At 60.0% G+C, this 15,713-nt stretch carries 15 protein-coding genes; 7 read left to right on the top strand and 8 right to left on the bottom strand.

Translation table 11 applies throughout. The features are described from left to right. Nucleotides 1-91: 91 nt before the first annotated feature. Complete coding sequence (locus tag BK658_RS23970) at nt 92-1,393, bottom strand: MFS transporter (protein ID WP_259740129.1); 1,302 nt, start codon at nt 1,391-1,393, stop codon at nt 92-94. 646 nt (nt 1,394-2,039) lie between these two features. Between BK658_RS23970 and quiC the strand changes: the two genes are divergently transcribed. Together quiC and BK658_RS23960 are read left to right on the top strand one after the other, a co-directional pair. Continuing rightward, the gene (gene quiC / locus BK658_RS23965) at nt 2,040-3,941 is read left to right on the top strand and encodes a 3-dehydroshikimate dehydratase QuiC (RefSeq protein WP_123584468.1); all 1,902 of its coding nucleotides are present in this window, start codon (nt 2,040-2,042) and stop codon (nt 3,939-3,941) included. A 102-nt stretch (nt 3,942-4,043) separates the two neighbouring features. Further along, nucleotides 4,044-4,721 carry a TetR/AcrR family transcriptional regulator gene (locus BK658_RS23960; protein WP_123584467.1) on the top strand — a complete coding sequence of 226 codons (678 nt, stop codon included), beginning with the start codon at nt 4,044-4,046 and terminating at the stop codon, nt 4,719-4,721. Between the two features lie 152 nt (nt 4,722-4,873). On the opposite strand, the gene BK658_RS23955 is transcribed toward BK658_RS23960, so the two are convergent. Then, entirely contained in the window at nt 4,874-5,728 is an 855-nt protein-coding gene (locus BK658_RS23955) for a shikimate dehydrogenase (RefSeq protein ID WP_054594160.1), read from the bottom strand. Nucleotides 5,729-5,733: 5 nt separating this feature from the next. Further along, nucleotides 5,734-6,174, bottom strand: coding sequence for a type II 3-dehydroquinate dehydratase (gene aroQ / locus BK658_RS23950; RefSeq protein WP_054594159.1), 441 nt, complete (start codon nt 6,172-6,174; stop codon nt 5,734-5,736). Nucleotides 6,175-6,468: 294 nt separating this feature from the next. Here aroQ and BK658_RS23945 point away from each other — a divergent pair, with 294 nt between their 5' ends. Together BK658_RS23945 and BK658_RS23940 are read left to right on the top strand one after the other, a co-directional pair. Beyond that, nucleotides 6,469-6,672 carry a tautomerase family protein gene (locus tag BK658_RS23945; protein ID WP_123584466.1) on the top strand — a complete coding sequence of 68 codons (204 nt, stop codon included), beginning with the start codon at nt 6,469-6,471 and terminating at the stop codon, nt 6,670-6,672. A 69-nt stretch (nt 6,673-6,741) separates the two neighbouring features. Next, nucleotides 6,742-7,977, top strand: a complete 1,236-nt coding sequence (locus tag BK658_RS23940) for an MFS transporter (protein ID WP_123584465.1) — start codon at nt 6,742-6,744, stop codon at nt 7,975-7,977. Here BK658_RS23940 and cueR read toward each other — a convergent pair. The 3 genes from cueR to BK658_RS23920 all read right to left on the bottom strand — a co-directional run bounded on the left by cueR (nt 7,931) and on the right by BK658_RS23920 (nt 11,317). Beyond that, nucleotides 7,931-8,344 carry a Cu(I)-responsive transcriptional regulator gene (gene cueR / locus BK658_RS23935; protein WP_123584464.1) on the bottom strand — a complete coding sequence of 138 codons (414 nt, stop codon included), beginning with the start codon at nt 8,342-8,344 and terminating at the stop codon, nt 7,931-7,933. The two genes, BK658_RS23940 and cueR, sit on opposite strands and share 47 nt — an antisense overlap. Beyond that, nucleotides 8,341-10,737 (bottom strand): heavy metal translocating P-type ATPase, encoded by a 2,397-nt coding sequence (locus tag BK658_RS23930; protein WP_123584463.1) that lies wholly within the window; start codon nt 10,735-10,737, stop codon nt 8,341-8,343. Before BK658_RS23930 ends, cueR begins: the two co-directional genes overlap by 4 nt. A gap of 202 nt (nt 10,738-10,939) precedes the next feature. Then, nucleotides 10,940-11,317 carry a hypothetical protein gene (locus tag BK658_RS23920; RefSeq protein WP_123584461.1) on the bottom strand — a complete coding sequence of 126 codons (378 nt, stop codon included), beginning with the start codon at nt 11,315-11,317 and terminating at the stop codon, nt 10,940-10,942. Between the two features lie 414 nt (nt 11,318-11,731). On the opposite strand from BK658_RS23920, the gene BK658_RS23915 reads away from it, so the two are divergent. Continuing rightward, nucleotides 11,732-11,929, top strand: a complete 198-nt coding sequence (locus BK658_RS23915; protein ID WP_123584460.1) for a heavy-metal-associated domain-containing protein — start codon at nt 11,732-11,734, stop codon at nt 11,927-11,929. Between the two features lie 94 nt (nt 11,930-12,023). Continuing rightward, on the top strand, nt 12,024-13,217 hold the full coding sequence (locus tag BK658_RS23910; RefSeq protein ID WP_123584459.1) for a multidrug effflux MFS transporter: 1,194 nt from the start codon (nt 12,024-12,026) through the stop codon (nt 13,215-13,217). A 1-nt stretch (nt 13,218) separates the two neighbouring features. Here BK658_RS23910 and BK658_RS30070 read toward each other — a convergent pair whose 3' ends face one another. Further along, the gene (locus BK658_RS30070) at nt 13,219-13,389 is read right to left on the bottom strand and encodes a hypothetical protein (RefSeq protein ID WP_019693720.1); all 171 of its coding nucleotides are present in this window, start codon (nt 13,387-13,389) and stop codon (nt 13,219-13,221) included. Between the two features lie 188 nt (nt 13,390-13,577). Further along, a complete protein-coding gene (locus BK658_RS23905) occupies nt 13,578-14,591 on the bottom strand; it encodes a zinc-binding alcohol dehydrogenase family protein (RefSeq protein WP_123584458.1) in 1,014 nt (337 codons plus the stop codon). Between the two features lie 115 nt (nt 14,592-14,706). On the opposite strand from BK658_RS23905, the gene BK658_RS23900 reads away from it, so the two are divergent. Continuing rightward, nucleotides 14,707-15,636, top strand: coding sequence for a LysR family transcriptional regulator (locus BK658_RS23900; RefSeq protein WP_123584457.1), 930 nt, complete (start codon nt 14,707-14,709; stop codon nt 15,634-15,636). Nucleotides 15,637-15,713: the final 77 nt, after the last annotated feature.

Here is a 15,713-nt window from a genome sequence, read left to right as displayed (position 1 = left end):
AGCTCCGTGGAAGGAAAAAAGAGGGACGAAATCGGCAACCGTGCAAACAAAAAAACGCAGGCCTGAAACCAGGCCTGCGAAAGAGGAAGCGTCAGTCTTCGAGGTTCGGAATCTTGCGCGGTGCCATGAAGTACAGCCAGATCAGCGCAATGAAGTACATCGCCGGAATCATGGTGAACAGCACGGTGTAGTTGTTATTGGTGATGGTCAGAATGTGCCCGACCAACTGGGTCATGAACATCCCGCCAATGGCGGCGCACATGCCGCCGAAACCGAACACCGTGCTCATCATGTGCTTGGGCGTGTAGTCCATCACCAGGCTCCAGATGTTCGCAGTCCAGGCCTGGTGCGCGCCGATGGCCAGCGAGATGGCAAACACCGCGACCCACAGGTTGCTGGCGCCGGCGGCCATGATCACGCCGATGATGCAGCAGGCGAACAGCAGCATCGACATTAACCGGGCCTTGATCGGGTTGACCCCACGGCCGATCAGGAACGAGGACAGAATGCCGCCGCCGACACTGCCGAAGTCGGCCGTCATATAGATGATGATCAGCGGGATACCCATCTGCGTGACGTTGATCCCCAGGTTGTATTGCTGGTTGAGGAACGGCGGCAGCCAGTACAGGTAGAACCAGAACACCGGCGCGGTCATTGAGTAGGCGAGGGCGAAGGCCCAGGTGCCACGCATCCGCAGGATCCGCGAGAACGGCACGCGTGCCTGTTCCGGTTCGACTTCCTGTTGGATGTAGTCCAGTTCCGATTGCTTCACCGACGGGTGATCTTCCGGGTTGAAGTACTTCAAGCCCCAGAACAGCAGCCAGATCCCGCCCAGTGCCGACATGCACAGGAACGCGGCTTGCCAGCCCCAGGCGTGGAGGATCAGCGGCAGCAGCATCGGCGTGAACATCGCGCCGACGTTGGTCCCGGCATTGAAGATGCCAGTGGCCACGGCGCGCTCACCGGCAGGGAACCACAGTCGGGTGGTCTTCACGCAGGCCGGGTAGTTGGCGGCTTCGGTCAGCCCGAGAATAAAGCGGCAGACCATAAAGCCCAGGGCCGAGGTCGCCAGACCATGGGCGCCGGTCGCCAGGCTCCAGAGCAGCACCGCGCAGAAGAACACGCGCTTCACGCCGATCCGGTCGATCAGCCGGCCTTGCAGCACGAAGCCGACGGCGTAACCGACCTGGAACCAGAAGTTGATGTTGGCGTAATCCATCGCCGTCCAGCTCATTTCCTTGGCCAGGATCGGCTGCATGACGCCCAGCGCGGCGCGGTCAATGTAGTTCAGGGTGGTGGCGAAAAACACCAGCGCCAGCATGCCCCAGCGGGTTTTGCCGACCGCCATGGCGCCGCGGATCTTGTCGCCGATGCCGCCAGTCGCGACGCCCATGGCCGGGACCACGCGGGCGCTTTCCGTGTGAGAACTCTGAGAAGGAATCATCTGTGCCATCCGTTCAATAACTGACAAGCAAGGCTCGTCGGGACTTCATGGGCGCGTGATCAATCGTCGGGGTGCGCAGATGCGCAGGGTGAAAACAATGATTGATCGGCTGAGTGTTTGTGTTGGCTCAGTGTTGGCTGAGGCAACCAAAGCGCGTGTTCAGCATGCGGGCCGGGTTCGGTCGCGGGCGCCAGAAAGGTTCGAAGGCGGTTGGCGGTCAGGCGCCAGGCACGGGGAAAGGAGAGAGCAACGGAGCAAGGCGTTGAATGCAAGCATGAGCGTGTACCCGATTTTTGAATTTTTTATGGTGTGTTCTGGGTCTTTGGTCACTTCGACCGGTGGTTGATGACCGGACTCGATGTGCTGTCGATGGTGCGCAGTGAGCGAAAAATCGTCAATTCGCCAACCGCCATTGTGTTCGATAATCGCACAGTAAACTAACCGGTTGGTACACTTTGAATTGCTCAGATCATTCGTGCAGCCAATAATTTGCCTCAAGTTAAACGCGATCGCTCGTGGCCGCTGGCTATGCCAACCGCTACGAAAAACCTGCGACATCTCTAACAAAAAACCGCCCACCACCGGGAGTCGAAACATGCAGCGTTCCATTGCCACCGTTTCCTTGAGCGGTACCCTGCCGGAAAAACTCGAAGCCATTGCCGCTGCGGGTTTCGATGGGGTGGAAATTTTCGAGAATGACCTGCTGTACTACGACGGCAGCCCGCGTGAAATCAAACAGATGTGCGCTGACCTCGGCATCGCCATCACCCTGTTTCAACCCTTTCGTGATTTCGAAGGCTGTCGCCGCGACCGTCTGCCGCGCAACCTCGAACGCGCCGAGCGCAAGTTCGACCTGATGCAGGAACTGGGCACCGACCTGGTGCTGGTGTGCAGCAATGCCTCGGCCGACAGCGTTGGCGATGAGCAGATTCTGGTCGATGACTTGCGACTGCTGGCCGAGCGCGCCGGGGCTCGTGGCTTGCGGATCGGTTATGAGGCGCTGGCCTGGGGCCGGCATGTGAACACTTATCAACAGGTCTGGAACATCGTCCGCCAGGCGGATCATTCGAGTCTGGGCGTGTTGTTGGACAGCTTTCATACCTTGTCGCTCAAGGGGGATCCTCGGGCGATCGCGGACATTCCCGGCGAGAAGATTTTCTTTGTGCAAATGGCCGACGCGCCGATCCTGGCGATGGACGTGCTGGAGTGGAGCCGACATTTTCGTTGCTTCCCTGGACAGGGCGAGTTCGATCTGCCGGGTTTTCTCGCGCCGATTATCCAGAGCGGTTACACCGGGCCGCTGTCACTGGAAGTTTTCAACGACGGATTCCGCGCCGCGCCACCACGGGCCAATGCCGCCGATGGCCTACGCTCCTTGCTGTATCTGGAGGAGAAGACCCGAGCGCGTTTGCAGCAACAAGCGACGCCAACACCGAACCTCGACATTTTGTTTGCCACACCGCCGGCCAGTGAGTACGACGGCATCGAGTTTCTCGAGTTCGCGGTGGACGAAAGTCTTGGCGCCAAACTCTCGCATTGGCTGGAGCGACTGGGTTTCGTCAAGGCCGGTGAGCACCGCTCCAAGAACGTCACGTTGCTGCGCCAGGGCGATATCAATCTGATCCTCAACTCTGAACCCTATTCGTTTGCCCACAGCTTTTTTGAAGCGCACGGGCCGTCATTGTGCGCGACCGCAGTGCGGGTCAAGGACAGCGCCAGTGCGCTGGCCCGAGCCGTGGCGTACAAAGGGCAACCCTATCGCGGGCTGGTCGGCCCCAATGAACTGGAACTGGCGGCGGTCCGTGCGCCGGATGGCAGCCTGATTTATCTGGTAGATGAACACACCGATGTCTACGGCACCGACTTCCGGCTGCATCCGACGGCCGCCGCCGGTGGAGGACTGAAAAGGATCGACCACATGGCGATGGCGTTGCCGGCGGACAGCCTCGACAGTTGGGTGCTGTTCTACAAGAGCCTGCTGGATTTCGAAGCCGACGATGAAGTGGTGTTGCCTGACCCTTACGGCCTGGTGAAAAGCCGCGCGCTGCGCAGCCGATGCAGTTCGATCCGTTTGCCGCTGAACATTTCCGAGAACCGCAACACCGCCATCTCTCACGCCTTGTCCAGTTATCGCGGCTCCGGTGTGCATCACATTGCTTTTGATTGCGACGATATGTTCGCTGAAGTCAGTCGCGCCAAAGAGGCCGGCGTACCGCTGCTGGACATCCCGCTCAATTATTACGATGACCTCGCTGCACGCTTTGATTTCGATGACGAGTTCCTCAGCAAACTCGCCTATTACAACGTGCTGTATGACCGCGACGCTCAGGGCGGTGAGCTGTTTCATGTGTACACCGAGCCCTTTGAGGGGCGCTTCTTCTTCGAAATTATCCAGCGCAAAAACGGTTATGCGGGATATGGTGCGGCCAACGTCGCGGTGCGCCTGGCGGCGATGGCGAAATCACGCAGCGGGGGTGTGCGGCACGCCAAGTTGTAGGGAATTGGTAAACGCAGGGGGTAAACGGCCGTGGCGAAGCTTCCTTCACTGCAGCGTGCGGCCCATAATCGGCAGCTGTGCAGTGATGGCCTTGAGCCCGGAATGAGAATGACCACAGAACTCACCGTCGCGCCCGACGAACCCTTGATCGAGCCGCGCAAGAGTCGCAAGAACAACCCGGAAAAGACCCGCGAGAACATTCTTCAAGAAGCTATTGTCGAGTTCGTCCAGCAGGGCCTGTCCGGTGCTCGTGTCGATGCGATCGCCGAGCGTATCCACACCTCGAAACGGATGATCTATTACTACTTCGGTAGCAAGGAACAGCTCTACGTCGAGGTGCTGGAGAAGCTTTACGGCGACATCCGCAGCACTGAAAGTCGCCTGCACCTGGCTGAGCTGGAACCGCGCGAGGCGATCCGGCGGCTGGTGGAGTTCACTTTCGATCACCATGACCGCAACGTCGATTTTGTGCGCATCGTCTGCATCGAGAACATTCACAACGCCGAGTACGTGAAGCAGTCCGAAGCGATCAAGGCAATGAATAATACGATCCTCGATTCGCTGGGCGTGATTCTGCAGCGTGGTGCCGAGGAGGGCGTATTCCGAAGCGGGCTGGACCCGCTGGACGTGCATTTGCTGATCAGTTCGTTCTGTTTTTACCGGGTGTCGAACCGTCATACCTTTGGCGAGATTTTTCAGATCGACTTGCCGGATGAGGCGATCAAGCAGCGTCATCGCGAGATGATCTGCGAGTCAGTACTGCGTTATTTGCAGGCCTGAAGCTCACCGTCTGCAGAAAGCAGATCGTTCCCACGCTCTGCGTGGGAATGCCTCACTGGACGCTCCGCGTCCGTTCTTGATGGTGACGCAGAGCGTCACGGGCTGCATTCCCACGCAGAGCGTGGGAACGATCAACTTGCCTGCGATGCTGTTCAACCATTCATGCTTTGAAAGTGCGCGAGCATCCGCTGCGCATCCGGCGCCACGCCGCTGAACAACTCAAAGGCCTTTACCGCCTGAAACACAGCCATGTTGCCGCCATCCAGGGTACGGCAACCCAAGGCACGGGCGTTGCGTAGCAGTTCGGTTTCCAGTGGAAAGTAAACAATCTCCGCAACCCACAACTCAGCCCGCAGCAACTCCACCGGCACTGGCATGCCGGGCAGTTTGGCCATGCCCATCGGCGTGGTGTTGACCAGCCCATCGGCCTGCGCCAACGCACTCGGCAGATCGCTGCCGGCACAGGCCCGGCCGCTGCCAAAATGCTGATTGAGGTTATTCGCAAGGCTTTGCGCGCGGCTGACGTCCACATCGAAAATACTCAATTGCTGCACGCCTTCGCTCAACAGTGCGTGGGCCACTGCAGCCCCCGCACCACCAGCGCCCATTTGGACGACGCGCTCGCGGGCAGCATCCTTCAAGCCACGGCGAAAACCTTCGGCGAAACCGAGGCAGTCGGTGTTGTGCCCAATGCGTTTTCCGTCCTTGAGCACCACGGTGTTGACTGCACCGATGCCTCGGGCTTCCGGTGAGAGTTCGTCAAGCAGCGGGATGATCGCCTGCTTGCACGGAAAGGTGATGTTCAGACCGGTAAAGTTCATCCGTTCCGCCGACATCAGCAGATCGGGGAGGGCGCCGCTGTCGAGTTTCAGTTGATCTAGGTCGATCAACCGATAAAGGTAGCGCAGGCCTTGGGCATCCCCCTCGCGCTCATGCAGCGCCGGGGTTCGAGACGCCTGGATACCGGCGCCGATGAGTCCTGCGAGTACTGTGTTGTTCTGCGACATGTGGCTCATCCCTTCAAGCGTTGACTGAAATGCTCCAGCGCCAGGCGATAGCCGTGGCTGCCGAATCCGCAGAGGACTGCGGTGGCGATGGCCGACACGAACGAGTGGTGACGGAACGGTTCGCGAGCATGCACATTGGACAGGTGTACTTCGATCACCGGTAACTCGCTGGCGATCAGCGCGTCACGGATCGCTACCGACGTGTGCGTCCAGGCCGCCGGGTTGATCACGATTCCGGCACAACGACCGCGTGCCGAGTGAATCCAGTCGAGCAATTCGCCCTCGTGGTTGGTCTGGCGAAACTCCACCGCCAGGCCGAATTCTTCGCCAGCGCGCCCGCACAAGGCAGAGATGTCGGCCAGGGTTTCGTGGCCATACGTCGCCGGCTCACGGCTGCCGAGCAGGTTCAGGTTCGGGCCGTTGAGCACCAGAACGATAGGGGACATCAGGGCGTTCTCCATTGTTATTGTGGGCGTGGGTAGAGGGTGACCCGCCTGTGGAGATAAATTGTACCAGCTGGTTAATTTGGTCAATTGAAGCTGAGCGGCAAGCCTCGCAAGACGGCAATAAGTGTTCGATGATCGGACAGTCGCAGTCGTCAGTGTGATCACTGCCATGCGGTGCTTTACTTGATCTGCGTCAAATCCATCACCGCTCGGGTATTGACTGTCGAAAATGGAATACGCAGCGGCAAGTGGTAAGCGTTGAATAGCTTTTCATTTCATGACTGGAGAACCATCATGCCTTTCGTAAGCGTGCGTATTACCCGCGACGGTGCCACCAAGGAACAGAAAGCCCAGGTCATCGCCGAAATCACCGATACCCTGCAACGAGTCCTCGGGAAACGGCCAGACCTGACCCACATCGTGATCGAAGAGATCGACACCGATAACTGGGGCTATGCCGGTATGACCACCACCGAGTATCGACAGCAGCAGGGATGAGAGGATGGCGTGGGTGACTGCGAATCCGAAGGAAGCCCGAGGCAGAACGCTACCCACTCAAGGACGATTGTGAACACCGATCCCACGCCCCACCAGTCCACCCGCAACGCCCAACTGATCATCGCTGCGCGACTGGTCTCGGACTTCGGTGCGTTTCTCAATATGGTGGCGCTGGCCACTTACGTTTATATGCTCGGCAACAGCGCCATGAGCGTCGGGATCTTTCTTGCCAGCCGCGTGGCCGGTGGGTTTTTTGCCAGTTTGATCGGTACGACGTTTTATCGCCGCTGGGGCGGGCGCTTACCGTTGATAGCCTTCGACCTGCTGCGTGCCGGGCTGTTAGGCCTGTTGCTGGTATTGCCGGTGTCGCAGCAAGTGCTGTTATTACCGGTGATCGCTTTCGGTCTGGGGCTCGGTAACTCGATGTTCGCCATCGGCCTCAACAGTCAGTTGCCGCACATGATCGCCGGGGAGCAACTGCTCAAGACCAATGCCTGGATCACTTCGGCGTCGTCCGCAGCGATGGTTGGCGGGAGTCTGGTGTCCGGGCTGTTGGTAGCTGGTTTCGGCTTCGAAACGGTGTTTGCACTGAACGTCGTCACTTATCTGTTGGCGGCACTATTCATTGTGCCGTTACGGTTCTCCAGACCTGCACCGAATGCCGAGCCAACCCACAAACGTGACGAATGGAGCGCGCTACGCCAAGGCCTGCGCAGCTCGCCAGTCATCGCTGCGATGCTCGCGTTGGCGATGGCCGACACCCTCGGCAGTGCCGCGCACAATGTGGGTTTCCCGATTATTTCCAAACTGCTGACACCCGAGTCGGCCAGCACTACGCTGGGCCTGATGCTGGCGGTGTGGGCGTGTGGCAAGTTGATCGGCGCGCGGATTGCCAGCCGTTTGCCAGGGTCGGAAAACTCAAACCTGGAGCGGCGATTCTTTTTCGGCGTGTTGTTGATGTCCAGCGGCTTCATCCTGATGTTCCAGCAACAGAGCCTCTACGGCTTGCTGCTGTTTGCGTTGCCGGCGGGCCTGGGGGATGGCTTTTCCGAGGTCGGGCTGATGTCGCGCTTGCAGCGTGAGCCGGACAGCCTGCGCCTGCCGATTTTCAGCTTTCTGACCTTGCTGCAAATGACCGGGTTCGGCGTCGGCATGTTGATCGCCGCGCCGTTCTATAACGTGTGGGCACCCGGCGCGGTGGTGCTGCTGTTTCACGGGATCCCCCTCAGCTCCTTGCTGGTGCTGAAGGTGTTGGCGATCAGGGGCGAGCGGGCTCGGCGCAGCAGCCCGACGCCAGTTCCTTGAGAATCGGGCAGTCCGGGCGGTGATCGCCCTGACAATGTTCCACCAGATCCTGCAGGGTGTCGCGCAACTGGCCGAGTTCGCGGATTTTCTGGTTCAGCTCGTCGATGTGCTGACGGGCCAGTGCCTTGACGTCGGCGCTGGCCCGTTGGCGATCCTGCCAGAGGGTTAGCAGTTTGCCGACCTCTTCCAGGGAAAACCCGAGATCGCGTGAACGCTTGATGAACGCCAGGCTGTGCAGGTCGTCGTCGCCATAGACGCGGTAGCCGCTGTCAGTGCGATGCGCTGCCTTGAGCAGGCCAATCGACTCGTAATAGCGAATCATCTTGGCGCTCAGGCCGCTGTGTCTGGCTGCTTGACCGATGTTCATTCAACGTCCTCCAGGTCTTTCGGCTTCCAGGTCTTGAGCAGTAAAGCATTGCTCACCACGCTGACGCTGGACAAGGCCATCGCCGCACCGGCGATCACCGGGTTGAGCAAGCCGAAGGCTGCCAGCGGAATTCCGATCAGGTTGTAGACGAAGGCCCAGAACAGGTTCTGGCGGATCTTCGCATAGGTTTTGCGGCTGATCTCCAGCGCCGCCGGCACCAGGCGAGGGTCGCCGCGCATCAAGGTGATCCCTGCTGCGTGCATCGCCACGTCGGTGCCGCCGCCCATGGCGATGCCGATATCTGCTGCCGCCAGCGCCGGAGCGTCGTTGATGCCGTCGCCGACCATCGCCACCACGCCGGTCTTTTTCAGCTCAGTGACGGTCGAGGCTTTTTCAGCCGGCAGCACTTCGGCGTGTACGTTGCTGATGCCCAGTGCTTGTGCAACCACTCGGGCGCTGCCACGGTTGTCACCCGTCAGCAGGTGACTGCCGATGTGTTGCGTGTTCAATTCCTCAATCGCTTGCAGCGCGCCAGGCTTGAGGGTGTCGCCAAAGGCGAACAGGCCGAGCACCTGCGGCTCGGGGCTTTGTTCGATCAACCATGACAAGGTTCGACCCTCGGCTTCCCAGGCATTCGCGGAGTCGCTCAAGAGACCGGCGCTCAAGCCGCTTTCTTCCAGCAGACGGCGATTACCCAGCGCCAAGTGGCGAGCGTCCAGCGTGCCGGCAATGCCGCGACCGGTCAGTGACTGGCTGTCGCTGACATCAGCCACCGGCAAGTCACGCTCGGCGCAGGCGTCCAGCACGGCTTTGGCCAGTGGGTGCTCGCTGCCACGTTGCAGGGCGCCGGCCTGTTGCAGCAGGGTCGCTTCGTTGCCATCGATGGCACTCAAGTGAGCGATGCGCGGCGTGCCGGACGTCAGTGTGCCGGTCTTGTCGAACACCACCACGCTGACTTCATGGGCGCGTTCCAGTGCTTCGGCGTCCTTGATCAGAATGCCGTGGCGCGCGGCCACGCCGGTACCGGCCATGATCGCGGTTGGTGTTGCCAGGCCGAGGGCGCAAGGGCAGGCGATCACCAGCACAGCGACCGCGTTGATCACCGCCGTTTCCAGCGGTGCGCCGTACAGCCACCAGCCGACCAGGGTGGCCAGGGCGATTACCAGCACCGCCGGCACGAAGACCTGACTGACTTTATCCACCAGCTTTTGAATCGGTGCCTTGCCGGCCTGGGCGTCTTCGACCAGACGGATAATTCGCGCCAACACGGTTTCTGCGCCAAGCGCTTGAGTCCGAACCAGCAGCCGGCCTTCGCCGTTGATCGCACCGCCAGTGACTTTGTCGCCGGGTTGTTTCGGCACGGGCAGGCTTTCACCGCTGATCAGTGCTTCGTCGGCATGGCTCTGGCCTTCGATGACTTCACCGTCCACCGGGAAGCGCTCACCGGGTTTGACCAGCACCAGGTCACCGAGGCGCAACGCGCCGATGGCAACGTCCTGTTCGCGACCGTCGATCACCTGAATCGCTCGCTCCGGCCGCAAGGCTTCAAGAGCGCGAATGGCGCTGGCGGTCTGACGTTTGGCGCGGCTCTCAAGGTATTTGCCGAGCAACACCAGCGCAATCACCACCGCCGAAGCTTCGAAATAAAGATGCGGCATGCTGCCGGCGCTGACGGTGGCCCACAGATAAATGCTCAAGCCATAACCGGCGCTGGTGCCCAGGGCCACCAGCAGGTCCATATTGCCAGTGCCCGCGCGAACAGCCTTCCACGCGGCGACATAAAAGCGTGCACCGAAGATGAATTGCACTGGGGTCGCCAACGCAAACTGCGCCCAGGCCGGGAGCATCCAGTGCAGGCCGAACGGCTGCACCAGCATTGGCAGCACCAGTGGCAAGGCCAGCACAATTGCCAGCAGCAGGCGCCAGCGCTCACGGCGCAGACGCTGCACTTGATCGTTATCGGTGGATTGCTCGGCTTGCCAGACGCTGGCGGTGTAACCGGCCTTGCTGACCGCATCGATCAACACCTGCGGATCGATCTGACCGAGCAGTTCGAGGTGCGCGCGTTCGTTGGCCAGGTTGACACTGATGCTGTTCACCCCGGCGATTTTATTCAAGGCACGTTCGACCCGACCGACACACGAGGCGCAGGTCATACCGCCGATGCTCAATTCGAGGCTGTGTGTGGGCACGCTGTATCCAGCTTGCTGCACGGCTTCCATGAGTGCCGGCAAACTGTCGCGGGGGGCCTGGACGCGGGCTTGCTCGGTGGCCAGGTTGACGCTGACGGCACCGGCACCGACAACTTTGCTCAACGCACGCTCGACACGTCCGGCGCAACTGGCGCAGGTCATGCCGGATATCGGCAGATCGAAGGTGGTGGAATCGGACATCGGTCTTACTCCCTGTAGAGATGACCTACAGGATCAACCTTGCCATGCGGGCAAGGTCAAGCGCCATCGCAAGGGCACTACAAAACCGTGGGAGCGGCCGGGCGGCGTTCCGTTTGCCCGCGATGAACGATGACGCGCTTGGTCTGAACCACCGGGTTGCCTGCATCGCGGGCAAGCCACGCTCCCACAGAAAACGGGTGAATCAGTAGCCCAATGCTTCCTTCTTGAGGTACATCCCTTGCTGATTCATGGCGATGCGGTATTTCAACAGGTCGCCCGCCCGCAACGTGATGTTCTGCGAACCCGGGGCCAGCATCCCGGCACTGCAACCTGGCGCCTGGCCGGGCAGCAGTTTGAGCCGCAAGGAGTAGTTGCCCGGCGGCAAATTAAACGAAGTGCTTTGTTCCTGGAACAACCGCGCCGACAACTGATCCTGGATGTACACGCCAATCTCGCACGAGGTCGCGACTTCCAGGCGCTCGCGAGAAATGATCAACACACCATAGTCTTCGGCGCTGACCGAGGGCGCGGCGGCGAAAAGACTGAGCATGCCGAATAGGCTGAAAGCTGACCAGCGCATGGCTGCATCTCCTGCTTTTGAGTCATTGATGGCGAAGCTTGGCCGAGCGCGGCGACGATTGCCAGCCCGGCAGATCACTGCAGAACTTGACCTTGCCACCGTGGCAAGCTCAAGACTGGCTCAGGGGGCGTTCTCAATCAGTTTCCACACCGCGCCGGGTCTGCTGTTTTGCAGGGCAAGGCGCGAGAAGCGTGGTTTGGTCATTCCAAATAAGCTTCGAGCAACGCAGCCCTGCAAAACAGCAGGCCCGGCCCTTCGGGTTGTGCCTTAAAGCGGGCCAGGCTGCGTTGCAGGCCTTGGAAAGGGAGCAACCATTCCCAGCGGCCTGCGCCTTGCCTGGCCCGCTTTAAGGCGACAACGCGGTGGGGAAACTGATTGAGAACGCCCCCTAAACCTCATCAAAGGAGCTGTCTCATGCAAGCATTCAACGTTCAAGGAATGTCGTGCGGTCACTGTGTTCGGGCCATTACCGAGGCGCTGCACGCCAAGGATCCGGCGGCCAGTGTCCGGGTCGACCTCGCGGCGAAGGAAGTCGGTGTCGAGAGCGCGTTGTCGGCAGAGCAGGTGATCAGCCTGATCAGCGAAGAAGGCTACGCGATCACGCTGGCCTGAACCTTTTTAATAGTTAGCGACCTATCGGAATGTTCAAGGCGTCCAGGCGCGGCTAGACTGTCGGGCTGCCGACTGACGTAAAACTGGACGCCTGATGAACCTCCGTACCATTCTGATTCTTGGCGCCCTGAGCGCTTTCGGGCCGCTGGCCATCGATTTCTATCTGCCAGCCTTCCCGGCCATGGCGGTGGCTTTCGGCACTGACGAAAAGCACGTTCAGTTGACCCTGGCAGCTTATTTCCTGGGTCTGTCGATTGGTCAGTTGGCTTATGGCCCGGTGGCCGATCGCTTCGGCAGACGCATGCCATTGCTGGTGGGCGTCGGTCTGTTCACTCTGGCATCGTTGGTGTGCGCGTTTGCGCCGAGCCTTGAGTGGCTGATCGCGGCACGTTTCCTTCAGGCGTTGGGCGGTTGTGCCGGGATGGTGATTTCCCGCGCGGTGGTCAGCGACAAGTGCGACGCAGTGGGTTCGGCGAAAGTCTTTTCCCAGCTGATGCTGGTGATGGGCCTGGCACCGATTCTTGCGCCAATGCTCGGCGGTCTGCTGGTCAACCTGTATGGCTGGCAGTCGATCTTTATCGCCTTGACGGTGTTCAGCGCATTGTCCGCCCTGGCGGTTGCCGTGGGCCTGCCGGAAAGTTTGCCGGCCAACCAGCCGCGTCAGCCGTTGTCGGGTGCTTTGCGTCAGTACGGTCGTCTGCTCACTGACAGGATCTTCCTCGGCCATGCCCTGACCGGCGGCATCGCGATTGCCGGGATGTTTGCCTACATCGCCGGTTCGCCTTTCGTATTCATCAAGCTCTACGGTGTTCCGGCCGAGCACTTCGGCTGGCTGTTCGGCACCAACGCGGCGGGCTTCATTCTGGTGGCGCAGGTCAATGCCCGATTGCTCTCCAAACGCGGCCCGGCCTTTTTGCTGGCGCGCACCGTATGGATTTATCTGGCGGCAGGCCTGAGCTTGCTGGCGGTCAGTTCACTGCATACCGAGCATTTATGGCCGTTGCTGATCCCGTTGTTCATCTGTATCGCAAGCCTGGGTTGCATCATTCCCAATGCATCGGCGTGTGCCATGAGCGGACAGGGCGCACGCGCAGGCAGCGCTTCGGCGATGCTCGGTTGCTTGCAGTTCAGTGTTGCTGCAGGAGCGGCGGCGTTGGTCGGCGTGCTGCACGACGGCACAGCGATGCCGATGGCGATGGTCATCAGTCTGTGCGGAATATTGGTGGTGAGCGTCGCGATGCTCACCCGTCGGCTGCAAGTTGCCCGGGCAGCGCAAGCCGTGACTTGAGTCAGCCGGTTGCTCGTTGCTGGCGTTCGGGGAGTTGATGAGGAGCGTGCAAGCGAGCCTCGAGGGTCGAGGTAAAAGCGCGGGCTTCGGCTTCACTGCGGAAGTTCACCGCGTGGTTGTCCAGGCGGACCTGCCACTGGGATTTTGCCAATTCTTTTATCAGGATCTTCATTGCTGACTTCCTCACCTAAAAGACTGCACTGCGGGAAGCTCGATTGTAGACCTGAATCAAATCGGATTTGTGACGCGGATCAATTCCTCGGACTGACGGTTTAAAAGCAAAAGATCGCAGGCTCCTGCAGAGAGCGGTATGCCCCGGTAGGCGCTGGCGAAGCCTGCGATCTTTTGATCTATAAAACGTTAAAACCCTTCGAGGACGATCTTGCCCCTGGACGTGCCGCTTTCCAGCAATTCATGGGCACGGCGCAGGTTGGCCGCGTTGATCGTGCCGAAGTGTTCGCCGACCGTGGTTTTCAATGTACCCGCGTCGATCAGTTCGGCCACCCGGTTCAGCAGCTTGTGCTGTTCGAGCATGTCGGCGGTTTCAAACAGCGAGCGGGTGTACATGAATTCCCAGTGTAACGACAGGCTCTTGCGTTTGAGCCGGGTGACATCCAGTGCCTTCGGATCATCGATCAGCGCAAGCTTGCCTTGAGGCGCGAGGGCTTCGACCAGTTGTTCGAAGTGCTGGTCAGTTTCGGTCAGGCTGGCAACGTGTGTCACCTGAGGGTGGCCTGCGCGCTTGAGCTCTTCGCTCAGCGGTTGGCTGTGATCTATTACCAGGTCTGCGCCCAGTTCGCGTACCCAGCTTTGGGTCTGCGGGCGCGAGGCAGTGCCGATGACGTTCAGTGCGGTGAGCTGGCTGGCCAGTTGAGTCAGGATCGAGCCTACACCACCGGCGGCACCGACGATCAGCAGGCTTTGGCCTTGATCGGTTTTGCCTTCGCGCACTTGCAGGCGTTCGAACAACAGCTCCCATGCGGTGATCGCGGTCAGCGGTAGCGCGGCGGCTTCGGCGAAGCTCAGGGTCTTTGGCATATGGCCGACAATGCGCTCGTCCACCACATGCAGTTCGCTGTTGCCGCCTGCGCGAGCGATGGAGCCTGCGTAGTAAACCTTGTCACCGGGCTTGAACAGACTGACGTCGCTGCCTACCGCCTTGACCACGCCGGCCACATCCCAGCCCAGCACTTTTGCCGCGCCATCTTCAGGCGCGACATTCTGGCGAATCTTGGTGTCCACCGGATTGACCGAGATGGCTTTGACTTCAACCAGCAAATCCCGTTTGCCGGCCACCGGTTCGGGCAGTTCGATGTCCTGCAGAGATTCTGGATCGTTGATGGGTAGTGAACGGTAGTAGGCAATGGCTTTCATGGGGGAATTCTCACGGGGCATTCGATGGCATGGATGATTGGTTATTTCTCTTGAAGATAAAACCGGCTAAAAGAACAGTCTCTTTCAATATTTTTTTGATAATGCAGGTGGGTTGATGCTGCGTTTCGATGACTTGCAGTTGTTCGTGCGTGCCGCAGACCTCGGCAGTCTGTCCGCGGCGGCGCGGGTCATGGACCTGTCGGCGGCAGTGGCCAGCGCCGCGTTGAAGCGGATCGAGCAGCAATTGGGCGCACGGTTGCTGGCGCGGTCGACCCGCAGCCTGCGTCTGACCGCAGAGGGTGAAGGCTTTTTAGAATACGCCCGCGCGGCGCTGAGCAATCTGGACGAAGGACGTCGTTTGCTGGCCAGCGGACAGAATCAGGTCAGCGGCGTATTGCAGCTGTCGGCACCTTCGGACTTCGGTCGCAATTTGCTGCTGCCGTGGCTGGACGAGTTCCAGCGCGAGCATCCAAAACTGACGGTACGCCTGCTGTTGGGGGACCGGATTGCCGACCTGTTCCGCCAACCGGTGGACATTGCCCTGCGCTACGGGGAGCCGGAAGACTCAAGCCTGGTGGCGCTGCCGATCGCTCCGGACAACCGTCGTGTGCTGTGTGCCTCCCCGGAGTATCTCGCACAGCATGGTGAACCGCGCCAGCTGGAGCAACTGGCCCAGCACAATTGCCTGTTGTACATGCTGGGCAGCCGGGTTCACGACCACTGGAGTTTTCATGATGGTAAACGGGAGATGAGCCTGACCGTCAGCGGTGATCGCTTCAGTGATGATGCAGACGTGGTACGTCTGTGGGCGGTGGCCGGTGCCGGAGTTGCCTACAAATCCTGGCTGGATGTAGCCAGCGATGTGTTGGCCGGGCGCTTGAAAGTGCTGATGCCGGCGCTGCTCTGCGAGCGCGCACCGCTGAATTTGCTGTGCGCCCATCGCGCTCAATTAAGTAAGCCGGTGAACCTGCTGAGTGAAATGCTCAAGTCACGATGTGCCCAATTGTCGGCTCAATTGCCAGCAATGATCGGTGCGGGCGAGTAGTCGCAGGCAAATAGGGAAAATTCTGGCAGGAACTATCACCTCCAAAAGCTTCCGGCCGGCAGGAACCGAAGATCATC

The organism is Pseudomonas brassicacearum (assembly GCF_003732175.1).
In the GTDB taxonomy this organism is placed as follows: Bacteria; Pseudomonadota; Gammaproteobacteria; order Pseudomonadales; family Pseudomonadaceae; genus Aquipseudomonas; species Aquipseudomonas brassicacearum_G.
The sequence above is the reverse complement of the archived record's forward strand: the minus strand, read 5'-3'. Positions and strand labels throughout refer to the sequence as shown.

Bases quoted from the DNA above. Each gene is read 5' to 3' on its own strand.
- BK658_RS23970 (WP_259740129.1), bottom strand. From the start codon at position 1,393: ATGGGCGTCGCGACTGGCGGCATCGGCGACAAGATCCGCGGCGCCATG.
- quiC (WP_123584468.1), top strand. From the start codon at position 2,040: ATGCAGCGTTCCATTGCCACCGTTTCCTTGAGCGGTACCCTGCCGGAA.
- BK658_RS23960 (WP_123584467.1), top strand. From the start codon at position 4,044: ATGAGAATGACCACAGAACTCACCGTCGCGCCCGACGAACCCTTGATC.
- BK658_RS23955 (WP_054594160.1), bottom strand. From the start codon at position 5,728: ATGTCGCAGAACAACACAGTACTCGCAGGACTCATCGGCGCCGGTATC.
- aroQ (WP_054594159.1), bottom strand. From the start codon at position 6,174: ATGTCCCCTATCGTTCTGGTGCTCAACGGCCCGAACCTGAACCTGCTC.
- BK658_RS23945 (WP_123584466.1), top strand. From the start codon at position 6,469: ATGCCTTTCGTAAGCGTGCGTATTACCCGCGACGGTGCCACCAAGGAA.
- cueR (WP_123584464.1), bottom strand. From the start codon at position 8,344: ATGAACATCGGTCAAGCAGCCAGACACAGCGGCCTGAGCGCCAAGATG.
- BK658_RS23930 (WP_123584463.1), bottom strand. From the start codon at position 10,737: ATGTCCGATTCCACCACCTTCGATCTGCCGATATCCGGCATGACCTGC.
- BK658_RS23920 (WP_123584461.1), bottom strand. From the start codon at position 11,317: ATGCGCTGGTCAGCTTTCAGCCTATTCGGCATGCTCAGTCTTTTCGCC.
- BK658_RS23915 (WP_123584460.1), top strand. From the start codon at position 11,732: ATGCAAGCATTCAACGTTCAAGGAATGTCGTGCGGTCACTGTGTTCGG.
- BK658_RS23910 (WP_123584459.1), top strand. From the start codon at position 12,024: ATGAACCTCCGTACCATTCTGATTCTTGGCGCCCTGAGCGCTTTCGGG.
- BK658_RS30070 (WP_019693720.1), bottom strand. From the start codon at position 13,389: ATGAAGATCCTGATAAAAGAATTGGCAAAATCCCAGTGGCAGGTCCGC.
- BK658_RS23905 (WP_123584458.1), bottom strand. From the start codon at position 14,591: ATGAAAGCCATTGCCTACTACCGTTCACTACCCATCAACGATCCAGAA.
- BK658_RS23900 (WP_123584457.1), top strand. From the start codon at position 14,707: ATGCTGCGTTTCGATGACTTGCAGTTGTTCGTGCGTGCCGCAGACCTC.